Source organism: Cohnella sp. 56 (genome assembly GCF_037963805.1).
Classification (GTDB): domain Bacteria; phylum Bacillota; class Bacilli; order Paenibacillales; family Paenibacillaceae; genus Cohnella.
Genome location: NZ_JAZDQE010000005.1, coordinates 363759 through 386305, shown reverse-complemented (window position 1 = coordinate 386305; position 22547 = coordinate 363759). Strand labels below are relative to the sequence as shown.

The 22547-nt window shown below is 57.0% G+C and carries 20 protein-coding genes; all 20 read right to left on the bottom strand.

Annotation, left to right across the window (positions count from 1 at the left end; translation table 11 throughout):
- Window positions 1–441 precede the first annotated feature (441 nt).
- Entirely contained in the window at window positions 442–789 is a 348-nt protein-coding gene (locus VQ071_RS12280; RefSeq protein WP_340514283.1) for a hypothetical protein, read from the bottom strand.
- Window positions 786–1067 carry a hypothetical protein gene (locus tag VQ071_RS29305; protein ID WP_445293285.1) on the bottom strand — a complete coding sequence of 94 codons (282 nt, stop codon included), beginning with the start codon at window positions 1065–1067 and terminating at the stop codon, window positions 786–788. The genes VQ071_RS12280 and VQ071_RS29305 overlap by 4 nt, the downstream gene beginning before the upstream one ends.
- 203 nt (window positions 1068–1270) lie before the next feature.
- Entirely contained in the window at window positions 1271–2317 is a 1047-nt protein-coding gene (locus VQ071_RS12275) for a LacI family DNA-binding transcriptional regulator (protein ID WP_340514282.1), read from the bottom strand.
- Between the two features lie 93 nt (window positions 2318–2410).
- The gene (locus VQ071_RS12270) at window positions 2411–3391 is read right to left on the bottom strand and encodes an aldose 1-epimerase (RefSeq protein ID WP_340514281.1); all 981 of its coding nucleotides are present in this window, start codon (window positions 3389–3391) and stop codon (window positions 2411–2413) included.
- A gap of 18 nt (window positions 3392–3409) precedes the next feature.
- Window positions 3410–4285, bottom strand: coding sequence for an SMP-30/gluconolactonase/LRE family protein (locus VQ071_RS12265; protein ID WP_340514280.1), 876 nt, complete (start codon window positions 4283–4285; stop codon window positions 3410–3412).
- A gap of 40 nt (window positions 4286–4325) precedes the next feature.
- Window positions 4326–5249: a sugar phosphate isomerase/epimerase family protein gene (locus VQ071_RS12260; protein WP_340514279.1), complete on the bottom strand. Its 924-nt coding sequence runs from the start codon at window positions 5247–5249 to the stop codon at window positions 4326–4328.
- A 28-nt stretch (window positions 5250–5277) separates the two neighbouring features.
- A complete protein-coding gene (locus tag VQ071_RS12255; protein WP_340514278.1) occupies window positions 5278–6429 on the bottom strand; it encodes a Gfo/Idh/MocA family protein in 1152 nt (383 codons plus the stop codon).
- A gap of 55 nt (window positions 6430–6484) precedes the next feature.
- Window positions 6485–7234 carry a sugar phosphate isomerase/epimerase family protein gene (locus VQ071_RS12250; RefSeq protein WP_340514277.1) on the bottom strand — a complete coding sequence of 250 codons (750 nt, stop codon included), beginning with the start codon at window positions 7232–7234 and terminating at the stop codon, window positions 6485–6487.
- Window positions 7235–7257: 23 nt separating this feature from the next.
- Window positions 7258–8028 carry an SDR family NAD(P)-dependent oxidoreductase gene (locus VQ071_RS12245; protein ID WP_340514276.1) on the bottom strand — a complete coding sequence of 257 codons (771 nt, stop codon included), beginning with the start codon at window positions 8026–8028 and terminating at the stop codon, window positions 7258–7260.
- Between the two features lie 37 nt (window positions 8029–8065).
- Entirely contained in the window at window positions 8066–8818 is a 753-nt protein-coding gene (locus tag VQ071_RS12240) for an SDR family NAD(P)-dependent oxidoreductase (RefSeq protein ID WP_340514275.1), read from the bottom strand.
- Window positions 8819–8852: 34 nt separating this feature from the next.
- Complete coding sequence (locus VQ071_RS12235) at window positions 8853–10304, bottom strand: CoA-acylating methylmalonate-semialdehyde dehydrogenase (protein ID WP_340514274.1); 1452 nt, start codon at window positions 10302–10304, stop codon at window positions 8853–8855.
- A 1-nt stretch (window position 10305) separates the two neighbouring features.
- Window positions 10306–10542: a class II fructose-bisphosphate aldolase gene (locus VQ071_RS12230; RefSeq protein ID WP_340514367.1), complete on the bottom strand. Its 237-nt coding sequence runs from the start codon at window positions 10540–10542 to the stop codon at window positions 10306–10308.
- Window positions 10543–10575: 33 nt separating this feature from the next.
- Complete coding sequence (gene iolC / locus VQ071_RS12225; RefSeq protein ID WP_340514273.1) at window positions 10576–11577, bottom strand: 5-dehydro-2-deoxygluconokinase; 1002 nt, start codon at window positions 11575–11577, stop codon at window positions 10576–10578.
- A gap of 848 nt (window positions 11578–12425) precedes the next feature.
- Window positions 12426–13166 carry a ThuA domain-containing protein gene (locus VQ071_RS12220; RefSeq protein ID WP_340514272.1) on the bottom strand — a complete coding sequence of 247 codons (741 nt, stop codon included), beginning with the start codon at window positions 13164–13166 and terminating at the stop codon, window positions 12426–12428.
- Window positions 13163–14212, bottom strand: coding sequence for a Gfo/Idh/MocA family protein (locus tag VQ071_RS12215; RefSeq protein WP_340514271.1), 1050 nt, complete (start codon window positions 14210–14212; stop codon window positions 13163–13165). Before VQ071_RS12215 ends, VQ071_RS12220 begins: the two co-directional genes overlap by 4 nt.
- 18 nt (window positions 14213–14230) lie before the next feature.
- Window positions 14231–15700, bottom strand: a complete 1470-nt coding sequence (locus VQ071_RS12210) for an aldehyde dehydrogenase (RefSeq protein ID WP_340514270.1) — start codon at window positions 15698–15700, stop codon at window positions 14231–14233.
- Between the two features lie 109 nt (window positions 15701–15809).
- Window positions 15810–16979 carry a dihydrodipicolinate synthase family protein gene (locus VQ071_RS12205; protein ID WP_340514269.1) on the bottom strand — a complete coding sequence of 390 codons (1170 nt, stop codon included), beginning with the start codon at window positions 16977–16979 and terminating at the stop codon, window positions 15810–15812.
- A 14-nt stretch (window positions 16980–16993) separates the two neighbouring features.
- Window positions 16994–18145, bottom strand: coding sequence for a Gfo/Idh/MocA family protein (locus VQ071_RS12200; RefSeq protein WP_340514268.1), 1152 nt, complete (start codon window positions 18143–18145; stop codon window positions 16994–16996).
- A gap of 21 nt (window positions 18146–18166) precedes the next feature.
- Window positions 18167–21424, bottom strand: coding sequence for a CBM35 domain-containing protein (locus VQ071_RS12195; RefSeq protein ID WP_340514267.1), 3258 nt, complete (start codon window positions 21422–21424; stop codon window positions 18167–18169).
- Between the two features lie 53 nt (window positions 21425–21477).
- Window positions 21478–22326 carry a sugar phosphate isomerase/epimerase family protein gene (locus VQ071_RS12190; RefSeq protein ID WP_340514266.1) on the bottom strand — a complete coding sequence of 283 codons (849 nt, stop codon included), beginning with the start codon at window positions 22324–22326 and terminating at the stop codon, window positions 21478–21480.
- Window positions 22327–22547: the final 221 nt, after the last annotated feature.

Below are 22547 nucleotides of genomic sequence, written 5' to 3'. Positions count from 1 at the left end.
TAAGAGCATCCTCGCTCCGCATGCTGTGCTTGATCTCGTCGGCTGCTTACCTTTCAAGTGATATACGAGTCGATGATTGAAGTTGAGGTGTTTTCAACGATCACGGTCGGCGGTGGTATGCACGATCTCCGTGCTTGAGCGGACTTTAACCTTGCACCGATGGTATCCACAGAATGTTTTAGCTTACGATAAGGCCAGCTTGACAATAGAATAATATGGATAATTAAAACGCAAAAGCGAGGTGTTTTGGAGCCTCCATAAAAGATTGGGACGATTTTAAGCGCGCTACCACCCAAGTTATTGTCATCGCACCATTCCCGTATCGATGTTTATTTGATCAAGCTATGGCTAGTATTTTGCTAGGTGCAGCCTTCATGGCAGCTTTACTCTTTATGGTACGCTTAAATTTGTTCGAAGCAGTTCCTTTCTCAAAGAATGGAATTAGTTAATGCCTCCTCCTACTCCCTCTCTGCTCCTTAATAACTGACAAAAGAATGGTCTGGAATCTGCCGATTCCAGACCATTCTTCAAAGATGCAGCTTCTGACCTAACTTCAACTGAAGTGAGGTTTTTATACACCGCCACACACCGAAAATAAAGGATGGGCGGCACCAGATCGTGAGCAATAAAAAACGCTTTGAGGGTATACAACTCCCCGAGCTCGCCTTGCCCGATCATTTGTTTCGCGAACTGCGCTTCCTCGCTGAATCGGTTGTTGCGCATCGTCATCAACAGCTTGCCTGAAGATTTGGCGACATCCGCCATCTTCTGGGCTTCGACCGGATTCACCGCATCCGGTTTCTCGCAAAAGACATATTTGCCCTTCTACAACGCTGCGATAGCAATTTCCGAATGATAAAGGTTCGGAGTGCTGATCCCCACGGTATCAATGGAGGATCGGCAATAAGCTCCCGATAGTCATCGTATACCTTCGCATCGGGAAAGTCCTTTGCCGCCGCTTCCGCCGAAACGCGGAACGAGTCGCAGAGGGCGACGATTTCAACTTCCTTGTGAGACAGCCAACCTGGAAGATGCGCCCACTTAAATATTCCGCCTGTGCCAATCACGCCTACTTTTAGCTTCGTTATGATTTCCCTCTACTAGGGCGTGTCTGAAAACCCGCTCAGGGGCATCTATCACCGCCTTTTCGCCCCCTGCTGCGTCACTTTTGCTTGACGTACCCCCGGTACGCCTTCACAAAAGTTCCTTGCATGGAACGAAAATTCGGCCATATCTGCTGCCCTCGGAGTATTCAGACACACCCTAGTCTCTAGTGGTAGAGCATTACATGATCGTTAGGACGCTGCAAATACGCCCCGCAGGTTCTCCGTACGATCAGTTCAACCGGCAGAACGGCATCCAGCTTCTGCAAACCTTCCGTCTTATTCATTCGTTCCAGCAGCCTCTCGGCCGCTCGCCTGCCGAGCTCGTACCGCGAGATACGAATCGTCGTAAGCTGAATGTTCCGAGTGGAGGAGAAAAACAGATCGTCGAAGCCCATTACCGCCAAGTCCTCTGGTACCCGCAACTGAACGTCGGCAGCAGCGTCCAGCGCACTGAGCGCGCCCAGATCGCTTAGGTTAATGATTGCCGTAGGGCGTAGCTCCTTCGGCAAACGAAGCAGGGCCGCCGCGGCATCGTACCCTGGTTCATATCTGGCTTCTCCAGATATAAGCCACTCGGGCAGAACGGTAATACCCGCTTCGGCCATCGCCCGCTCGTAGCCGGCCATCCTAGAGAGATTGACGGAGGATCCGTTCACTCCGGTCACGAAAGCGATCCGGCGATGTCCGAGTTTAATAAAATGTTTCGCGGCCATATATCCGCCGGCCTCGTTATCGGATACGATTGTATCGATCGGGAGATCCTCGATCTTACGATGAGCAAGTACGATGGGATAACCTTGCTCCGACAGCTTTAGCAATACTTCGCGGTCGAACTCAAGCGCGGTCGTTACGATAAGACCGTCTACCTTCCCTTCGCGAAGCTGCTTGGCCGCTTGTTCGATCGCGCCCGGCTGGTCGTTAGTGTTAATCATATTCAGCGTATACCCTTGGCTTCGGGCCACTTCCTCGCAGGCTCTCGCCATATCCGGATAGAAGGGATTCGTAATGTCGGAGAGCACTAAACAAATCGTTTTGCTTTCTCTGACGCGCAATCCCCTGGCTACCGCATTCGGCACATAATTAAGCTCCTCGATGGCCCGCAGCACCCGCTCCTTCTTCTCGGGAGACACATAACGCGTATCGTTCAGCACATAGGATACCGTTGCAACGGAAACCTTCGCCCGCTCCGCTATATCTTTAATGGTTGCCATAAGCTGTAACCTCGTATAGTTAATCGATTAGATTCCGCTCTCAGCATACCATAGACTAGCCGTGCGCGGAATAGCGTGTAGTTTAAGCAATCCTTAACCGGTTGTTCGGACTCTAAGCAAACTTCGGAACTGCAAATCCGCAGCCGGCGAGAGGCTGAGTGCGCCGCGTTCCGCTTCCGGCAGACTCGAATTGAAGGCATCCGCAATGCACGAATACGGCTCAATCGACACGGCGTTCATCCAGGCCGGCTTGAACAGCGCCGCGTAAGGAAATGTCTGATCGGTTTTATAATGAATTGCAATTCCCGCATCCGGTCGGCCGATGACAGCCTGCAAACAGCGATCCCGCAAACCGAACAGACGGAATCCGGGCGGAGGCAGGGAGATATCTTCAACGAGCGTTCCTTGCGACAATTGCTCGCAGCAGGATGTCTGAGCCGGGGACCCTTGCACATATGGCTCCTCTTCGAGCGGGTACTCCTTCTCCGCGTTGAATTGTACGGTTACGCGTTCGCCTGTTTCATAGGCGAAATACGGATGGAAACCTAATCCGAAAGGAGCGGCTTCGGCGCCTTTATTCCGAACGATCCCCGTATAACGCAACTCGCCCCGATGGATATGATAGGAAAGCTCGAACTCCAAGCGATGAGGATAGTAGCTGTATATGCCCGGAATATTCTCCAGCCGAAGCCTGGTTGTAACGGAAGCCGACTCCTCTCCTTCATACGAATCGATCACCTCCCAAACCTGATTGCGCAGTTCGCCGTGCAGATGATCGCCATCATGATTAAGCGGGAATTGATACACCTTCTCATCGAAGCGGAAGGTTCCTGCTTTCATATAATTGGGAGGACACAGAACAGCGTTCCCAAATTCCGAAGAGCGGCTTACATAATCGCTCAGTTGAGGGGCCTGTTTGATCACATCGACGCCTCCGGAGCGGTAGCGCACGATGTTGAATCCAGCCTCGGGAATCAGCACCAGGCTGTCCCCCGATTGCTCGTCCTTCAAGGTATAGATGTTCATTCCATCGGTGATCTTCGTCGTTATCCTGAACCGGTGCGAGTTGCCCATGGCTCCCCCCCCCTTCTATCAGATGCCGACCGATTTCAAGGATACCTTCGAGATATGCCAGCGCCCCAGGTTGCTGATGTATAAGCTGTCTCCCGATAAAGCGCAATTGGTCGGATGGCACAACTCATGAGCGGTTCGATCCTCTACCAGCAGCTCCAGCGGAGCCGAAGGTTTTGTAGTGTCGAGTCTGTAGATCCGGCTTGGTTCATAACAAGTAATGTATAAGCGGCCGTTCTCCGCCAGCGCCAAGCCGTCCAGAATAACGCCGGGGATCGTCGCCAGCGTCTCCACCTCGCCCGCCTCCCCGCTCTCCATTATGGGAATGCGGTACACGCTCGGACCGCCCCGACTCTCGGCGAGATACAAGGTGTTCCGATCCTCGGATAAGGCCATCCCGTTGGCGAAGCTGAAGGCATGCCTGCACCACAGTTCCGTTGTCCCGCTCCGGATATCGATGCGCCATATGCCTGGGCCCGGACCTCCGAAGTCGTAGCTGTCGGAAACGTACATCACCCCGCGCTTGCGGTCGTATACAGGATAATTCGGAATTCTCATTTTTTCGTCAGCCGATCCGTCGCTGAAGCGCAGCATCGAGCCGGTAGACGGCTCGTATCGGTAGACAGCCTTATGCTTGGAATCGCAAATATAAAGAAATCCATCGTCATCGAAGTTCATGCCTAATGCAAAACCGTCCGTAGAACTCACTTGCTCAAAAGTACGCTTATGCGGATCGACTCGATAGATTTCTCCCCGCTCGCCTCCGCACCATACATATCCGTCGGGAGCGACGCAGATTCCCTCGGGATGGTTGAGCTGCGGATCGGTCGTTGCCCCTTCAACCACGATCTCAATCGCCTCGTGAGGCAATAAGGGGATGCTGCCTATTTCGTTCATCGTCGTTCCCCTCTCCTCTCAGATAAAAAGTTCTACTCCGTCAACGTCCGCCAATGAAGGGCAACACATAGTCGCGGGATTGGCAAAGGGCATATTGGCGAGATTCAAGTGTAGCCTCATACGCCTTGTCCTCCACCTCGATGATCGCATGGCCATCGTATCTTATATCCGTAAGCGCGGAGATAAACTTGCCCCAATCGATATCTCCAAGACCAGGCAGCTTCGGGGAATGATATTCCAACGGCGATGCCAGAATCCCCACGCGGTCCAGCTTGTCCCGGTACAACTTGGCATCCTTGATATGAATATGAATAATGCGGTCCTTAAACTCATAGATCGGTTTAATGTAATCCATCTGCTGCCATACCAGGTGCGACGGATCGTAGTTCAAGCCAAGATGGGACGATGGGATGATACGGAACATCTCCTCCCAGACAGCCGGGGATACGGCTGCATTTTTGCCGCTCGGCCACTCGTCCATCGAGAAGTACATCGGACAGTTTTCTATGCCGATTCTCACTTGTTTCTCCTCGGCGAGCCTGACAATAGGCGTCCACACCTTCTCGTACTCGAGAAGATTCTCCTGCAGAGTCTTCGACTGCATACGGCCGATAAACGTATTGACGATGCCTATGCCCAAGGCGGATGCTCCTTCGATCACCTTCTCCAGGTGTGAAATATACACCTTGCGCTGCTCCAGATCTTCGTCGAGCGGGTTCGGATAATACCCAAGCGCCGAAATCTCTATTCCTCTGTCCTCGACATATTGGCGAATGTAGGAGATTTTCTCCACAGTGAGGGCAGACACATCGATATGCGTCACTCCTGCGTAGCGCCGCTCCGCCTTGCCCACAGGCCAGCAGGCCAGCTCTACACTCCGGAAGCCTTGCTCCGCCGCGTAGTTAATAACTTCCTCAAAGCTCAGATCCGGTACAATCGCACTCAGAAAACCCAGCTTCATCATTGTGACATGCCTCCCTCGTATACTTGAATTATATGGAGATCCACTTGCCTTCCCGATGGCTTCTGACGATACCCTCGCACAAGAGCTGCTCGCGCAGGCCATCTCTGAAGTCAGGATGATTTGCTGCACGGTTCGTTGCTTTTGAGGAGATGGCTTCATAAATGTCCTTGAACAACTGCTTGAAGGTATCGGGATAGCCTTCGTTGTGACCGCCCGGATAATCTGCATATCGCCTTGCATCGGGATGCAACAGAGACGGATCCTTCATCATGACGAGATTGCTTCCATCCCGTTTGCCGACCCACAAATAGCTGGGATGCTCCGAATCAAAACTTACCGTTTGCCTGGTGCCTGCAATCTCAATATACGCGCGATTTTTGCGTCCGGCGTGCACCTGGCTTGCGGTGAAGGAGCCCCTTGCTCCATTCGAGAGACGAAGCAGCACATTGGCATAATCCTCGGTATGAATCGCAACCTCTTCATATTGGGACGGGTCGTTCTCTTCCACCTTCCCGGTATAGGTCTCCAGCGCCTTCAGCGGTTTCTTGCGCGTATTGTGAACGGTAACAAAGTCGGCCATCACTTCAGTGACGCTCAGGCCTGTAGCGCTCTCCAGCAGATCCATCCAGTGAGAGCCAATGTCCGCAATGGCGCGCGATTGCCCGGAAAGCTCAGGCTCCACCCGCCAGTTGTAATCTGTATCGAGACAGAGCCAATCCTGCATATAGGAGCCGTTGACGGCGAATATTTCGCCCAGCTCGCCCTGCTGCACCATCGCCTTCAGCTGCTGCAACAGCGGGTAATAGCGAATATTGAAGCAGATCGCGTGGACAAGCCCGCTCCTCTCTGCGAGCAAATTCAATTCTTCAGCCTCCGCAATGCTCACAGTAAGCGGCTTCTCGCAGACAACATGTTTGCCGGCGAGCAAAGCTTGCTTGGCCATCTCGTAATGCATGTTGTTCGGGGTGCAGATGTGTACGCTTTCAATTTCGGAATCCGCGAGCAGCTCCTCGTAATTCGAATAGTGGCGAGGAATACCAAGCTGTTCGGCTTTCCGCCTGGACTTCTCCGGTGAAGAGTGCATGAGGCCTGCCACTTCGATGCCGTTCAGACGCCTCAATGCTTCAATGTGTACAGCGCCAATAAACCCGACTCCTACTACGGCTGCTTTTATAGCCATTGCGAAACATCTCCTTACATTTAAATTGCCTTTCGGCATTCTCGCCCCGCTTCCATCAAAGAAGCAAATCATGTTGACGTAGATAATCCAGGCTCATCTTCGCGCTTGTCAAAGACGGACGCTCGAACTCCTCCTGCTCCACAATCAGCCACTGGACATCGGATTGCCTTGCTGCCGCTACAATGCCCGGGATATCTAGAACGCCATAGCCTACCTCGATCGTTCCGTTGGTCTTGCCCGGAACCCAGTCTTTCAAATGCAGGAGCCGACAACGGCCTGCGTACTTTAACAGATAGGCAATCGGATCAAGACCGACCATCTGTACGAAACATGTATCGATCTCGGCCTGTACATGCTCCGGACTTGCAAGCTCGTACAATAGATCCAAAGCGTATTTGCCATCGAACATGACAAACTCGTGAGCATGATTATGGTATCCGAAGCCAATCCCCGCCGTTCGGCACGCCTCTCCCGCCCGCTGCAGTTGATCTACAATCGCAAGCCAATCTTCTTTGGAAGAGAACGTCGTCATAGGACATATGATAGCCTGGCTGCCAATTGCGAGATTATACCGGATCGATTCGTCCAGATTGTTGTTAATTTGCTCCAGGCTGGTATGACTGGCGATCGCACGAAGCCCCAGACGGTCAAGATGTCCCTTCAGTTCCTCGGCCTCCAACCCGCCGTAGCCGGCAAATTCAACTCCCTGATACCCCATTGCCGCTATTGCCTCCAAAGTGCCAATAAAATCCTTCTCTGTCTCATCCCTAACGGAATACAGTTGTATGCCTACCTGCAGCGCCACAGCGCTTCCCTCCCCGCATGATGTTATATATTGAAACCTCCGCTAATATGAAGATCCGTCCCCGTCACCTGTGAAGACTCATCCGCAAGAAAATAGATGGCGCCATAGGCCATATCTTCCGCCGTCTGCAATCGACCGCTGGGGACAAGCTCCCTGCCCTCCTGCTCCATATCCGCCAGCGTCTGACCGTCCTTTGCTATACGAGTCGCTTCTCCTTCGGTTGCCACCCAGCCGACCGTCACCCAGTTCGAGCGAATCCCGAATCTCGCGTAATTGCGGGCAATATGTTTGCTGAGTGTATGCATCGCCCCCTTGGCACAGCTGTAAGCCGCAAGATCTTCTATGCCCCCGAAGCCATGTGTCGAGCCCATATGCACGATCGATCCGCCGCCACTCTTCTTCATTTGCTCTATCGCGTACTTCGAGCAGAAGAAGGCGCTCTTCGCATTGACATCGAATACCTGATCGAACAAAGCTTCATCCGTATCCAGTATCGTAGCCCGGGGAAAGGCCCCGGCATTGTTCACAAGGCCGTCAATTCGGCCGAACCGCTCTATCGTCTTCGCAATGAGCTCCTTGCAAGCAATCTCCGTGCCAATATCTCCTTGGACGAACAACGCCTCTGCCTGAAGCCGGGATTTCACCTCTTCCTGCAAGGCCAGTCCTCCCTCGGCATCGCGCCCGCCGAACACAACCCGGGCCCCTTCCCTGGCTGTCATCAACACAACGCCTTTCCCGATTCCTTTCGTTCCGCCGGTGACAACCACCACTTTATCCTTCAATCGATCGGCCACTTCGCTTCCTCCTTCTCCATAACTCGACTCTATGCAATCATCGAACCAGATAGCCGCCATCCACAGGAATAATGGCGCCCGTAATATAGCTGGATGCTTCCGAAGCCAGGAACACCGCAATGCCCTGCAAATCTTCCGGAGTTCCCCAGCGTCCGGCAGGAATTCGCGCCGTGACCTGCGGGTAACGAACAGCGTCGGCATGGAGATCCTTGTTCATGCTGGTGTCCATATATCCGGGGGCGATCGCATTAACTTGAATTCCTTTACCCGCCCATTCGTTGGAGAGCGACTTCGTCAATTGGGCAATAGCTCCCTTGCTGGCCGCATAGGCTGTCGCATTGAATCCGCCTATGAAGCTGAGCATCGAGGCCATATTGATAATTTTGCCCCTGCGCTGTTCCAGCATCACTTCGCCGGTCAGCTTACATAGATGGTAGGCGGCATTGATGTTGATCTCCATAACCAGTTCCCAGGCTTCGAGCGGCAGATCCATACAGGCTCTTCGGTCATGCACGCCGGCGTTGTTGATGAGTATATCCACTCTCCCGCCCAGCCGCTCCAACGCTTCCTGGAATGCCCGCTCCCGCTCGGTCTTGTCCCCCAGATTTCCTTTCACCGCATAGACGGAAGGACCGCTCGCGCCAAGCTCGCTGGCAGTCGCCTCCGCTTCATCGCTAATATCGAGAATGACCACCTCGGCCCCCGCCTGATGCAGGCCGGCTGCCATTCCTCTCCCCAAACCGCGGCTGGCTCCGGTTACAATTGCTTTTTTCCCGGTTAGATCAAACATGTCATATCCCCTCGCAAGCTTCATATTATGACTTCTAGTATCTCGCTACGATCATCTTCTTGCGGGTGTAGAACTCCACTCCGTCCCGACCATTGGCATGAAGATCGCCATAGAACGATTTCTTGTAGCCCGAGAATGGGAAAAATGCCATCGGCGCGGGCACGCCTACGTTCACGCCCAACATCCCCGCATCGATCGTTTCGCGGAATTGGCGAATCGCTTTGGCGCTGTCCGTATAGAGGCAAGCGCCGTTCGCGAATTCCGAACGATTCGTCAGGGCAATAGCTTCCTCCAGCGATTCCACTCGAGTTACCGACAGCACCGGCGCAAAAATCTCATCGCGCCATATCGCCATATCCGTGTTCACTTGATCGAAAATGGTCGGGCCTACAAAGTATCCTTCGCCGCTTGTTTGATCCGCCTGACGCCCGTCGAGCAACAGCCGCGCCCCTTCCGCCTCTCCCTTCTGAATATAGGACAAGGTGCGTTCCTTGTGCGATTGACGAATGACCGGTCCCAGGAACACATTTTCTTCCATTCCATTGCCGATTACGATGCGCTCCGCCGCCGCTTTCAACTGATCTGTCAATTCATCTGCAATATCTCCGACAGCGACCACAACCGAAGCGGCCATGCAGCGCTCCCCGGCAGAACCGAAAGCTGCGCTTGTAATCTCCTTGACAGCGAGCTTGAGGTTCGCATCGGGCATTACAATGGAATGATTTTTGGCCCCGCCGAGCGCCTGTACCCGCTTACCGTGAGCAGCCGCCTTCTGATAGACATATTCGGCTATGGGCTGGGAACCGACGAACGAGATCGCTTGCACCTTGTCATTCTCCAGCAGCTCATTGACCACATCCTTGCCTCCATGCACCACATTGAACACGCCGTCCGGCAGACCCGCTTCCGAGAACAATTCGGCTAGTCGGTTCGCCAGCAGCGGCGTTCGTTCGGACGGCTTCAATACAAACGTATTGCCGCATGCAATCGCCAGCGGGAACATCCAGCACGGAACCATCATCGGAAAATTAAAGGGAGTGATCCCGCCCACAACACCGATCGGATAACGGTACATGCCCGATTCGATGCCCGTAGCGATATCCGGTAGCATGTTCCCCATCATCAAAGTAGGCGCGCCGGCGGCAAACTCTACACACTCAATGCCGCGCTGTACTTCACCGTAAGCCTCCGCGTAGCTCTTGCCGTTCTCCAGAGTAATCATGCGCGCGAGTTCTTCCCAATGCTCGACCAGAAGCTGCTGGAAGCGGAACAGAATTCGCGCGCGCTTCGGCACAGGCACCGCGCTCCATTCCTTGAACGCCTCCGCGGCGGTATTCACGGCAAGCCGCACATCTTCGGCGGAAGAGAGCGGCACCTCTGCCAGCATCTCCCCTGTTGCAGGATTAGGTACGGTCTCGGTAACATTGGCCGAAGAGGACGTCCATCTCCCGCCTATATAGTTCGACAACACTTGTTGACTTGCCATCTTAAACCCTCCCCTGGTTCCCCAGAATCAATATTTTGTTGGATGCGGCGGCTTGCACCGCCGGCATTGAAGCGGCGAACCACTTCAACCGGTCGAACTCGGTTGGCGCCGACGCGACCGCCTCCCTCAAGCCGCGGCCGAATGCCATTCGCAAGGCGGTTCCGATATTGGTCTTGCCTGCACGATACTGAACGAGCCGCTTCAGTCCGGCATCCGGCACGCCGGTCGCACCGTGAATAACAAGCCGACCAACATAACAATAAGCATCCTCTCATTGGGCGTTCGTATGTCTTCCGATCACGTCCTGAATTTGTTCTAATCTTGGCATAGCGTCCGAGCAACTGTGGCTGGAGACTACGATCGAGGCCGATGCGCTGCCCAGCTTCAGACATTCGGATAACGGCAACTGTCGCAGCAAGCCATAGATGAAGGCGCCGGCGAAGGAATCGCCCGCTCCGAAGGTCTTCACGACTTTGGCGGGAAACACTCCCGCACGAGCGACTTCGCCGGATCGGGTGAATGCAACGGAACCGTCGCCCCCGTGCTTCACGACAACGAGCTTGGCTCCATGCGCAAGCCATCTGTGGGCTGTTGCTGCATCGTCCCGGACATCTCCTTCGACGCAATGAGGCTCGATCAGATCAAGCTCCTCCCGACCGCCCAAGATCACATCGCTTTGCTCAGCGACCAAGCGGCAATAAGTATACACCTCCGACTTCGATGCCCAGGAATAGGGACGATAGTCAATGTCGAAGAAAACAAAGGTGCCATGCTTGCGAGCCATCTCCAATACTTTGAGCACCGCTTCACGCGAAGGACTTTGGGCGAGTGCGGTGCCGGAGATCATGACGGCCTTGGCATCAGCCACATAATGCTCGCGCACGTCATCCGGTTCCAGCTTTAGATCAGCAACGTTGTCCCGGTACATTAGTATGCTGCATTCAGTTGGAGATTTGATTTCGGTAAATGCCAATCCGGTCACGCTTCCCGATTTATCCGTAATAACCGATGAAGTGTCAATGCCTTCCTTCTCCAAGTAACGGACGATAAATCGGCCGAAAGCATCATCCGACACCCGACCAATGAAGCCGGTCTTCAAGCCTAGACGCGCGGCAGCGATTGTAATATTGGCAGGCGACCCGCCCACATATTTGGTAAAACTGATCGTATCTTCCATAGATCGGTTGAGCTGATTTGCATTCAAGTCTATGCAGAGTCGACCGACCCCGATCAGATCCATGGATCGATCGCTTTGCAATTCCAGCAATGACATGCCGCCATCCCCCCTCCATCTAATCGATTAGATTTTATTGCATAATATATCTAATCGATTAGATATATATTATCTTAATTCGCCTTTAATGTCCATGGCACATACGGATTCTGAACAAGAATTTTGGGCATTAGTTCACCTTTCGGCGCCTGGTTCGTATATCTTAGCTGAGAAAATTCAAGTTATGCGGGGACAAAGCGACAAAAACGAAGTGGGGAAAGTGGAAAAAGCCTTGCGGGGCAAGGGATTTGGGCATTTTTGAAGGGGCAGAAATGATTCGCATAATACATTGTTAAGCGAAGTTCTCAACTTCTCTGATCTACTAAAATAATCCTTAAATCGATTCCTTATTTTATGGCTCTTTAAAGTCTTCTATTGTTACTTTTGTTTACTATTCTTCTTGTTAAAATAAAGGCTGTTCCTATCGATAACAATAAAGTAGTCAAGCTCTCTAAGTATGTATTAGTTATTATCGATGAAACGATTGCATCCATAATTACTCGGATCATAATCAACAGAACAATAAAAACAGCAATTCCATATAAGGTTTTCTTCACTTGATTTCCTCCATAATTATTAATTAGTGCTACAACGCAAGACTTAAACACAGTGGTTAGCACAAGTGGTTTTGAAAATTTCACTTAACGTCTTTTTTTGCGAACTTCGTAAATTCGTCATGATTTAAATGGTTCGCGAAATCATTAAACTATCCTGCCATTTAGCTTAATGCCGGCTGCCGGACTACAACTTTATTTTCAAAATACAGCCTGCATGCCGAGACATAGCAAAATAGGGCTGCTCAACCGTTCGAATTGAACGGTTGGGCAGCCCTTCGTTGCGCCCTTGCCTTAGGCCTGCTTCTGCGGCAGCGGCTCCAGCGGCTGCGCGTTGCCGAATGCCGGGGCAGGCGTGCCCGCGACCGGGGCGGCCCAGCCGACGGAGTTGGCGATGATGCGCTGCACATGAGGGTTGTAGTAGGTCGGCAGCGACTCATGCCCCGGGCGGAACACGAATATTTTGCCTTTGCCCCGGGTGTAGGTGATGCCGCTGCGGAATACTTCCCCGCCCTGGAACCAGCTCATGAGCACGAGCTCCTCCGGAGGCGGCACGTCGAAGAACTCCCCGTACATCTCTTCCTCCGGCAGCTCGAAGTACTCGGGCACGCCCGCCACGATCGGATGGTTCGGCGCCAGTACCCAGATCCGCTCCTTCTCGTCCGCTTCCCGCCACTTGATGGCGCAGGACGTTCCCATCAGCTTCTTGAACAGCTTGGACTGCGTGCCCGAATGAAGCACGATCAGGCCCATGCCGTCCAGAATGCGGCGATGAATCCGCTCCACGACTTCGTCGCTGAATTCGTCGACGAGAATGTGGCTCCACCAGACGAGCACATCCGTCCCGTTCAGCACGTCTTCGGTCAGTCCATGCTCCGGCTGATCCTGCGTCGCCGTCTGCACCTCGTAGCTGTGCTCTTTGAGACTTGCCGCGATTACCGCGTGGATGCCGTCCGGGTATATCCGCCGAGCCGGTTCGTAATGGTTCTCGTGATGGAACTCGTTAAATACGGTGACGCGAATCGGATTGCTCAATTGGATGACCCCTTTTGGTTATAAATTTGAAAGCTCGCGCCGACGGTATCGATCCGCACGGCCGCCCCGAGCCGGTCCGACTCCGCAGCCGCGCATATCGTCAGCCAGCTCAGCAGATTGTCCGACGCATTCGTCACCGGCTCGCGCGCCTCACGGATCGCCTGCGTCAGCTCATACAGCGAATACGCCAATTCCGTGTATTTCATCGGCTCCACCGGCAACTGCTCCCGTCTCTCGTCTTCCCATACGATCGACGGGACGCCGTCCGTCAGCTCGATCGCGCCCAGGCTGCCGATCAGACGAACGTCGCCGGTCCAAGACGTGTCCTGGCCCCGGTTGACCCAGCTTCCCGCATAGGAGACGGATATGCCTCCGTCGAACCTTAACAGCGCATTCGCCGTTCCTCCGCCCGGAATCCAGCTCCACGTCGGATTTGCATTTTCCGCATAGACGGACACCGGCGAGGTGCCGAGCCAATGCCGCATCAGGTCGATGTGGTGAATGCCCATCTCGCGCAAGAAGATGTCGCCGAACTGGCTGCGCCAGCCGGTCGCGAAGTTCACGCTGCGGTGATTGCGCGCGAACCGCCACTCGACCTGCTCGATCGGGCCGACGACTCCGGCGGACACCGCCGCCCGGATCGCCTCGTTCTCCGGCTTCCAGCGGTAATTCTGGTTGACCATGATGCGCCTGTTCGCAGTTTTCGCGAACTCGGCGATCTTCACCGCGTCCGCCAGACTGCCGGCGATCGGCTTCTCCATGAGCACATGCAGACCGCTCGCGACCGCCGCGACCGTCAGGTCCAGATGCGTATGCGGCGGCGTCACCAGCAGCGCGATATCCGCGCCCGATGCCCTCATCGCCTCCACCGGGTCCAGGTAGAAGCCGACGCCGCTGCCTTGCAGCCGCTGCCGCGCCTCCTCCAGGTTGGACTCCATCACATCCGCCACCGCTACCAGCTCGACTTCCTCGACCTGCTGCACGTAATCCAGCCATATTTGCCCGAAGTTGCCCGCTCCGATCTGAACGACTTTAAGTTTTGTCATGAACGGCAGTCCACTCCCTTAGTACTTCATGCATATCGTCGAGATGTCGCTGTAAAAGTCCAGGCTGTACATGCCGCCCTGCCTGCCGATCCCGCTGTCCTTGACGCCGCCGTACGGCGTCCGCGGGTCGCGGAGGAACCAGGTATTCACCCACGTCAGTCCCGCCTCGATCCGCTCGGCCACCCGGAACGCCCGGCTCATATCCCGCGTCCAGATCGAAGCGCTCAGGCCGTAGCGCGTATCGTTGGCCTGCTCGATGACCTCCTCCTCCGACTCGAAGGCGTGGACCGTCACGACCGGACCGAACACTTCCTCGCGGACGATGCGGCATGATGCGGTCAGCCCGGCGATGATCGTCGGCTCGACATAATAGCCGGTGTCGATTCCCTGCGGCCGTCCGCCGCCCGCGACGATCGATCCGCCCTCCTCCGCGGCGAGCCGGATGTAGTCCAGCACTCTCTCGTAATGCTCCTTGCTGATGAGCGCGCCCATACGGGTGTCCGGTTGAAAAGGATCGCCGACCGTCATTTCCTTCGTCCTGGCCGCGAAGCGCTCCAGAAATTCCGCGTAGATGCTGCTTTGCACGTAAATGCGCGAGCCGCACAGGCAAACCTCGCCCTGGTTGATGAAGCTGGAGCGGACGGTCGTATCGACGACCGCGTCGAGATCGGCGTCGGCGAATACGATGTTCGGGTTTTTGCCGCCCAGCTCGAAGGACAGCCGCTTGAGATGGCCTGCCGCCGAACGCATAATATGCCGCCCGGTGCCGCTCTCCCCCGTGAACGCGATGAGCCGCACGTCCGGATGCTCGGCCAGCGCCTCGCCCGCCGAACCGCCGCCGTAGCCGTGCACGATGTTGAGCACGCCGTCCGGCAGTCCCGCTTCCTTCCCGATCTCCGCCAGCAGCGTCGCCGTCAGCGGCGTCCACTCCGCCGGCTTGACGACGACGGTGTTGCCCATCGCCAGGCACGGCGCGAGCTTGGCGCTCAGCAGCAGTAGCGGCAAGTTCCAGGGGCAGATCAGCCCCGCGACGCCGACCGGCTTGCGGATCACATAGTTCAGCGCGCCCGCCTCCATCGGATACGCCTCCGTCCCCATCGTGGAGATCAGGTTCGCGAAGTAATGGTAGCTGCCCGCCGCCCTTGGAATGTCCACGGAGGCGGACAGCGACAGCGGCTTGCCCGTATCCAGACTCTCCAGACGCGCCAGCTCGTCTTGACGGGCCAGGATCAAGTCCCCCATCCGCCGCAGAATCGCGGCGCGCTCGCTGAACTTGCTCGTCTTCCAGCCGCCGTCGTAGGCTTTGCGGGCCGCTTCGACCGCTTTGTCTATTTCCGCCTTGCCGCCCTCGGCCACCGTGCCGATGACCCGCTCCGTCGCCGGATTGACATTGTCGAAGACGCGTCCGCTCTCCGATCCGACATACTGGCCGCCGATAAAATGCAAACAATGGATCGCTTCCGTCTCTCTCTCTGCGCCTGCCGGCATAGGTTCCCTCCGTTCTGCATCCTCGCTACAGCTTGCTTGAAGCCCGAACGACATCCGCCCGCCCACCTGCCTGCCTGCCTGCTTGCCCGCCAGCCAGCCTGCCTGCCTGTTACGAATCGATGCCCGCCACCGCGAGCACCCGGCGCATCCGCACGGCCGCCAATTCCGGATCGTCCAGCAGCCCGGCCTGATCCGCGAGCACGAACAGCCGCGACAGATGCGGCACCGACCGCATCCCCTCCGCCCCCGCGATCATCCGGAAGTGACGCTGATGACCGTTCAAGTACGCCATGAACACGATGCCGGTTTTGTAGGCGAATGTCGGCCTCTTGAAAATGTGGCGCGACAGCGGCACCGTCTTTTCCAATATCGATCGATACGTCGCCTTGTCGCCCGCATCCAGCGCCTGAACGGCGGCGGCGGCGGCCGGAGCGATAGCGTCGAAGATGCCGAGCAGCGCATGGCTGTAGCCTTGCTCGTCGCCCTCGATCAGCGCCGGGTAGTTGAAGTCGTCTCCCGTATACATGCGGACATGGGCCGGCAGCCGTCTGCGCATGGCGATTTCCTTGTCCGCGTCGAGCAGCGATATTTTAATCCCGTCGATCTTGTCGGCATGCGCGCGGATGACGCGCAGACAGGTCTCCATCGCCGTATCGGCGTCATCGCTGCCCCAGTAGCCGTGCAGGGCCGGGTCGAACATATCACCGAGCCAGTGCAGGATGACCGGCCGGGCGACCTGCCGCAGTATTCGGCCGTACACGCGCTCGTAGTCGTCCGGCCCCCGGGCGCATTGGGCCAGCGCTCTGCTGGCCATCAGAATGATCTGTCCCCCATGCGCTTCGACATAGGCGCATTGCTCCTCATAAGCCCGCTCCACATCGTCGAGCGTCAGCCCCGGGCGCAGCGGCAGATGATCCGTCCCCGCACCGCAGGCGATCCCGCCTCCTCCGACTGCGCGGGCTTCGGCGAGGGAGCGGCCGATCAGCGCCTTCGCCGCCTCCCAGTCCAGCCCCATCCCGCGCTGGGCGGTGTCCATCGCCTCCGCGACGGACAGCCCGAGCGACCAGAGTCGATGCCGGTACGCCATCGTCGCGTCCCAGTCCACCGCGGACGAGAACCCCTGGTCCCCGTCGGCCAGCGGATCGCACACCACATGTGCGGCGGAGAAAATGATGCGGCTCTTGAGCGGCTCGCCCTGTATACGCGCATACGGGCCCGGCCCGCCGGTCGTGAAGTCATACAGCGATCCGTCTTCGTGAGGCAATCTCAGCGTCGTCAAATTCGCGCCCCTCCTTATATGGACAATGCCGGCACGTCGATCCAGCGCCGTTCGCTCCACGACCGGAGGGCAAGCTCGGACAGCTGCGTTCCCTTCGCGCCTTCGAGCAGGTCCCACGGGAACGGCGAATCGTCGTGCACATGCTTCAGGAACGCCTCCCACTGGATTTTGAACGCATTGTCGAAGACGCCGTTGTCCGGCACCGTCATCCATTCCTGCTCGAACGCGACCGGATTCGGGATGTCCGGATTCCATACGGACTTGCTCGTATTCGAACGATGCTGAGTCTTGCAGCCCCGCAGTCCCGCGACCGCGCTGCCTTCGGTTCCGTCCACCTGGATCGTCAGCAGATCGTCACGGCCGACCCGCACCGCCCACGACGAATTGGCTTGAACGACGATGCCTCCCTCCAGCTCGAAGGTCGCATAGGCCGCATCGTCGGCCGTGCAGGCGTAGGCGGCGCCCTGCTCGTCCCAGCGCCGGTCGATATGCGTAGCGCCCAGGCACGACACGCTGCGCACCTCTCCGAACAGATGATCGAGCACGTACCGCCAGTGCGCGAACATATCCGAGATGATGCCGCCGCCGTCCTCCTTGCGATAGTTCCAGGATGGCCGCTGGCCCGGCTGCAGATCGCCCTCGAACACCCAGTAGCCGAACTCCATCCGCACGGACAATATTTTCCCGAAGAAGCCGCTGTCCACGAGCCGCTTGAGCTTCAGCAGCCCCGGCAGGAACAGCTTATCCTGCACGACGCCGTTTTTGACGCCTGCCTCCCGGGCCAGGCGCGCCAGCTCCAGCGACTCCGCGAGCGTACCCGCCGTCGGCTTTTCGCAATAAATATGTTTGCCCGCCGCGATCGCCTTGCGGATGCCGTCCGGACGCAGCGACGTCACCTGGGAGTCGAAGTAAATCCGATTGTGCGCATCGGCCAGACAGGCGGCGACGTCCGTGCTCCACCGCTCGATGCCGTTGGCGCGGGCGAGCTGCTGCAGCTTCTGCTCCTGCCGCCCGACGAGAATCGGGTCCGGCATGAGCGTGTCTCCGTTCGCCAGCTTGACGCCGCCCTGATTGCGGATCGCGACGATCGAACGGATCAGATGCTGGTTCGTCCCCATCCGGCCCGTCACGCCGTTCATAATGATGCCGATATGATGCTGTGTCATGGCTATCCCCTTTGCCAACGTTTAACTGATGATGATGCTGTCCAAGTTCGGCGCGCTGCCTGTGTCGTTGTAAAATTTGATCGTGTTGACGCCCGCATTAAGCGTGACGGGAATCGTCGTGTTGTACGTCGTCGACCAGACGGTGCCCGTGAGCGGCAGCGCCGTCCCGGCCGCGCCGTTGACGCTGATGTAGTACGTCTTGGTCGAATTCGTCAAGTAATTGATCTTCATCGAATACGTGCCCGCCACGGCGACCGAGACGTTGGCGAACGTGACATAGTTGGTCGTGCCTCCGCCGATGTTGTTCACCGCGTTGCCCGCCGAGCAATAGGCGCAGGCGGCGATGCCCACCGTTCCGTTCAAGGTCGCCGATTCGGCCTCGTACGTCGTCGAGGCGGGAGCGATCGGCGCGATGACGATGCTGTCCAGATTCGGCGCGCTAGCCGTATCGTTGTAAAATTTGATCGTGTTGTTCCCCGCGTTCAGCGAGACGGTGACGGTCGAATTGTAGGTCACGCTCCAGTTCGTGCCGGCGAGCGAATAGGTCGACGGCGCGCCGCCGTTCACGCTGACGTAGTAAGACCTTGTCGCATTCGTCAAATAGTTGATTTTCATCGTATAGGTACCGGCAGTCGGCACGTTCACATTGGTGAAGGTTACGTAGTTCGCCGTACCGTTCCCGATGCCGTTCACGGCGTTGCCCGCCGAGCAGTACGAACAGCTCGCGATGCCCGCCGTACCGCTGCGTGTAGCCAATTCCGCCTCGTACGTCGTCGAGGAGGACGAATCGGCCGTGATGCGGTATTTCTGGTTGTACGCCGCAGTGAATGTGATGACGCCGCCGCTGACGGTCGGAGCGAACGCGGCTCCGGTCGGCGCGCCGCTGTCGTCGAGCGGCTGGACGAGCGCCCCGGTCGCGCTCCACGGACTTTTGATCTTGACCGGCAATGCGACGCCCTGCTTGTTGACGTTTCTGATCTGCACGCTGCTCACGGCGCCGCCCGCGATCGCGCTCGATACCTCGAACCCGCCTTTGGCCACGAGCCGCTTGAAGCTGGCGTCCCGGCTCGTCGGCCAGCTCGGGAACAGCTTGATGACCTCGTTTTCCGTCTGCATCAGCATCGAGTTGACGCCTTCGATCGCGCCCGAAGTCTCAATCCCGCCGCCGCCTTCGTAGGCCGTCGCATTGCTCGCCCGCCACAGCTTGGTGGACGTTGTATTCGTCAGGGAAGCCTTGAAGCGGTTGAAAAGATCCGCCGCCGGCCAGCCCAGCCTTGCCGCGATCGGCCATACTTTGGGAAACCCGTTATGATTGCTGTAGCCGGTCTGTGCCCAAGGGTGCATGTAGGAGAGCGTATCCAGCGCCGTCTGCGTATAGGCGGTATCCGTGCTCACATAGGATTCGCCGGGGAACACGGAGCCCTCGAGCTGGACGGGCTGTCCGTCCACATAGATGTATGCGGGAGCCGCATCGTTCGGTCCCATCACTTCCATCAGCACATACACGGGCGTATTGGCCGTGCCGTTCACCGTGAAGTTCTGGGTCGGATACGCGGCGATATGGTCGTAGAGGTCCTGCCACTTGGGAACCAGCGTCGCATCTACGCCAAGCGTCTGGCTGGCGTCGATCAGGAACTTGGAGTAGCGCTTGATAAAGCCGATATCGATCGCCGGATTCAGATCGTCTCCGCCCTCGTGCGCGGAGCTGTGTTCCATATTGTATCTGTAGCCGCCGCCGCTCAAGTTTTCCTTCGTGACGTAGTCGAGGAAAAATGCCTCGATGTTTTTGACCATCGGGTACAAAGTATTGGCCAGGTAAGTTTTGTCGCCCGTATATTCGTAGTACCAGATGAGCGGCATGAGGGCGAAGCTGCCGTTCGACTTCTGATCCTGCAGATCGGTCCAATCCTTCGTAGCTGCCGGCGAATTCACGGTCGGCGCCGTGCGCACGAGGTTGTACGGCGTCAGGCTGCGCTGGTACAGCATGCCTTTGTAGCCCGCGGCCGCCGTCTTGTTCTGCTGGTACGGCGCTTCGTTCGCGATCACTGCCATATAGGGCAGTGCGGCATCGGCCCGATTGCTGGAGTAAGCGCCGTAATATAACGCCTCTTCGTTGTAATTAAGGAAGTATCTGCCTCCGAACGAAGGCGTATCGTTGGTGATCCAGTTGCCCCACATCGACGGCGCCACTACGTTCGTGGAGCGGCTGGAGGCGCCAAGCACATAGAGCGCTCCGAGATAGAAGCTGTTCATTACGCTGTCGTTCAGGTTCACATAGGACTTCATCCAGTAATTTTTCCACCAGGTTTGATGCTCGGTTTTTAACGTGGAAATATTCGTCGCTGTCAGCGCGTTGGCGGCATTGATGGCGTTCGTCTTCACTGTCGCGAGCGTTGGCGCCGCGCTGCCGATCCCCGTCCCGCTCTTCAGCACCGTCACCAGTTGCACCGTCGTCCCCGGATTAAGCGTGAACGTGCCTTTGGCATCGGCCGAGCCGTCCGTCGTGCTGCTGAACGAAGCGCCGATCAGCCTGGACGCCATCGCGAGCCGTGCCTTATAGTCGTTCGTACCGTTCAGATTGTTCTCCCGCGTCACCCAGAGCGTGCCCGAGGAGATGCCGCTGTCGTACGGGTACGTCGTTATTGCATCCTGATTGACGTTGGATATCTTGATCTTGTCGGGCACCCACAGGTCCGCATTGATCGTGACGGCAGCGCTGCCGCTAGGACTTGCGAATTCCGTGACGAACACATCGTCCGAGTCCGCCGTCCAGGAGGTCATCGTCACCGTCGTGCTGCCGAACTGCATGTTGGTCGTCACTTGCGCCTTCTCGATATCCTGCTTCATGCTGTACACCGATGCCGGATTCGTACCCGCCGTCGGCGAGTTGATCGTGAGTCCGCCGCCGGACAGAATCGACGACTGCCACGAAGGCGCGTTCACCGTGTCCGTCGGATTTTTGATGGCGTTGCCCCAGAAGTCCGACTTGCTCAGGTAAAATTTCTGGCTGCTGACCGTGTCGCCGGCCACCGCGCCGATATTGCCGTTGCCGAGCAGTTGGCCGGGCGTGTACCCGTTCGTCTGAACCCCGCTGATCGGCGACGTCACGGTCGGAGACACGCCGGACAACAGGCTCTGAATGGCCGCCCAGTCGTCCGTATCCTCCGACGCGTACGCTGTGGAGGAACCGCCGGGTATGACGGATGAGAATGCGGACAATACGAGCGCCGACGTTAATCCCCACAAGCAAACTTTGCGGCGCAATCCTAACTTGGACATGATTCGAGCCTCCCATTTGGCTTCGATTCGACGGCAGGTTCTACCGGCCGGCGTCAGACATGTTCTGCGTAGCGCTGCTTGATTCGGGCGAGCACCTCGTCCCCTGGCTGATCCCATATCGCTTGATTAAAAATCTCGACCTCGATCGGGCCGCTGTAGCCGGCAGCCTCGACCGCCTCCCTCATCCGGCGCAGTTCGATCCTGCCGTCGCCCATCATGCCGCGTCCCATCAGCATGTGAGGTAAGGGCACGAGCCAATCTGACACATGGAATCCGACGATGCGTCCGGCGGACTCCCTGATCCGTGCCTCAAGTTCGGGTTCCCACCACACGTGAAAAGCATCGATGACGACGCCGACCTGCTCCGCGGGAAAACGGCGGGCCAGCTCGTTGGCCTGCGCCAGCGTGACGACGACCGACCGCTCCGCCGCATACATCGGATGCAGCGGCTCGATGCCCAGCTTCACGCCGTGCGATGCGGCGTACGGCACCAGCTCCGCGATGCCCTCCTCGACCTGGGCCCGGGCGCTGTCGATGTCCCGGTCCGCGGCCGCGCCGCATACGAGCACGAGCACCTCCGCCCCCAGCTCGGCCGCCTCTTCGACCGCCCGGCGATTGTCGTCGCGCTTGCGCAGCGCTGCCTGCCGGCTCGCCGCCGGGAACATGCCTCCCCGGCACAAGCTCGACACCTTCAAGCCGGAATCTCTGATCAGCCTGGCGATGCCGGGCAGCCCCGCCTCCTGCACCTTGTGACGCCACAGGCCGATCCACGGAATGCCCGCTCTCACGCAACCGTCGATCGCTTCCTCCAGGCTCCATCGATCCGTCGTAATCTGATTCAGACTGATGCGTTCCAGACAGCTCTCCCCTTTCCCCTCAACTCGGTAGACGAACCGCCGCAAGACAGGCAGGCCACTAGCTTTATATTAAGCGTTTTCATTTTTTGTTCGATGCACAGAATACGCTTGCTGTGCTGGACATTTTTGACCGGCCAAAAAAAGGCTAAGCAGCCTGCGTCGGCTGCCTGACCTTTATTGGCTGTCGAATATGTATACACTGCGATATCGGAGACGCCTGCTAACTCACTTGAGCCCGGTCATGGACACGCCTTCGACGAACCTGC

Coding starts and splice junctions, on each gene's coding strand:
- VQ071_RS12275 (WP_340514282.1), bottom strand. CDS start 2,317: ATGGCAACCATTAAAGATATAGCGGAGCGGGCGAAGGTTTCCGTTGCA.
- VQ071_RS12270 (WP_340514281.1), bottom strand. CDS start 3,391: ATGGGCAACTCGCACCGGTTCAGGATAACGACGAAGATCACCGATGGA.
- VQ071_RS12265 (WP_340514280.1), bottom strand. CDS start 4,285: ATGAACGAAATAGGCAGCATCCCCTTATTGCCTCACGAGGCGATTGAG.
- VQ071_RS12260 (WP_340514279.1), bottom strand. CDS start 5,249: ATGATGAAGCTGGGTTTTCTGAGTGCGATTGTACCGGATCTGAGCTTT.
- VQ071_RS12255 (WP_340514278.1), bottom strand. CDS start 6,429: ATGGCTATAAAAGCAGCCGTAGTAGGAGTCGGGTTTATTGGCGCTGTA.
- VQ071_RS12240 (WP_340514275.1), bottom strand. CDS start 8,818: ATGTTTGATCTAACCGGGAAAAAAGCAATTGTAACCGGAGCCAGCCGC.
- VQ071_RS12235 (WP_340514274.1), bottom strand. CDS start 10,304: ATGGCAAGTCAACAAGTGTTGTCGAACTATATAGGCGGGAGATGGACG.
- iolC (WP_340514273.1), bottom strand. CDS start 11,577: ATGTCATTGCTGGAATTGCAAAGCGATCGATCCATGGATCTGATCGGG.
- VQ071_RS12215 (WP_340514271.1), bottom strand. CDS start 14,212: ATGACAAAACTTAAAGTCGTTCAGATCGGAGCGGGCAACTTCGGGCAA.
- VQ071_RS12210 (WP_340514270.1), bottom strand. CDS start 15,700: ATGCCGGCAGGCGCAGAGAGAGAGACGGAAGCGATCCATTGTTTGCAT.
- VQ071_RS12200 (WP_340514268.1), bottom strand. CDS start 18,145: ATGACACAGCATCATATCGGCATCATTATGAACGGCGTGACGGGCCGG.
- VQ071_RS12195 (WP_340514267.1), bottom strand. CDS start 21,424: ATGTCCAAGTTAGGATTGCGCCGCAAAGTTTGCTTGTGGGGATTAACG.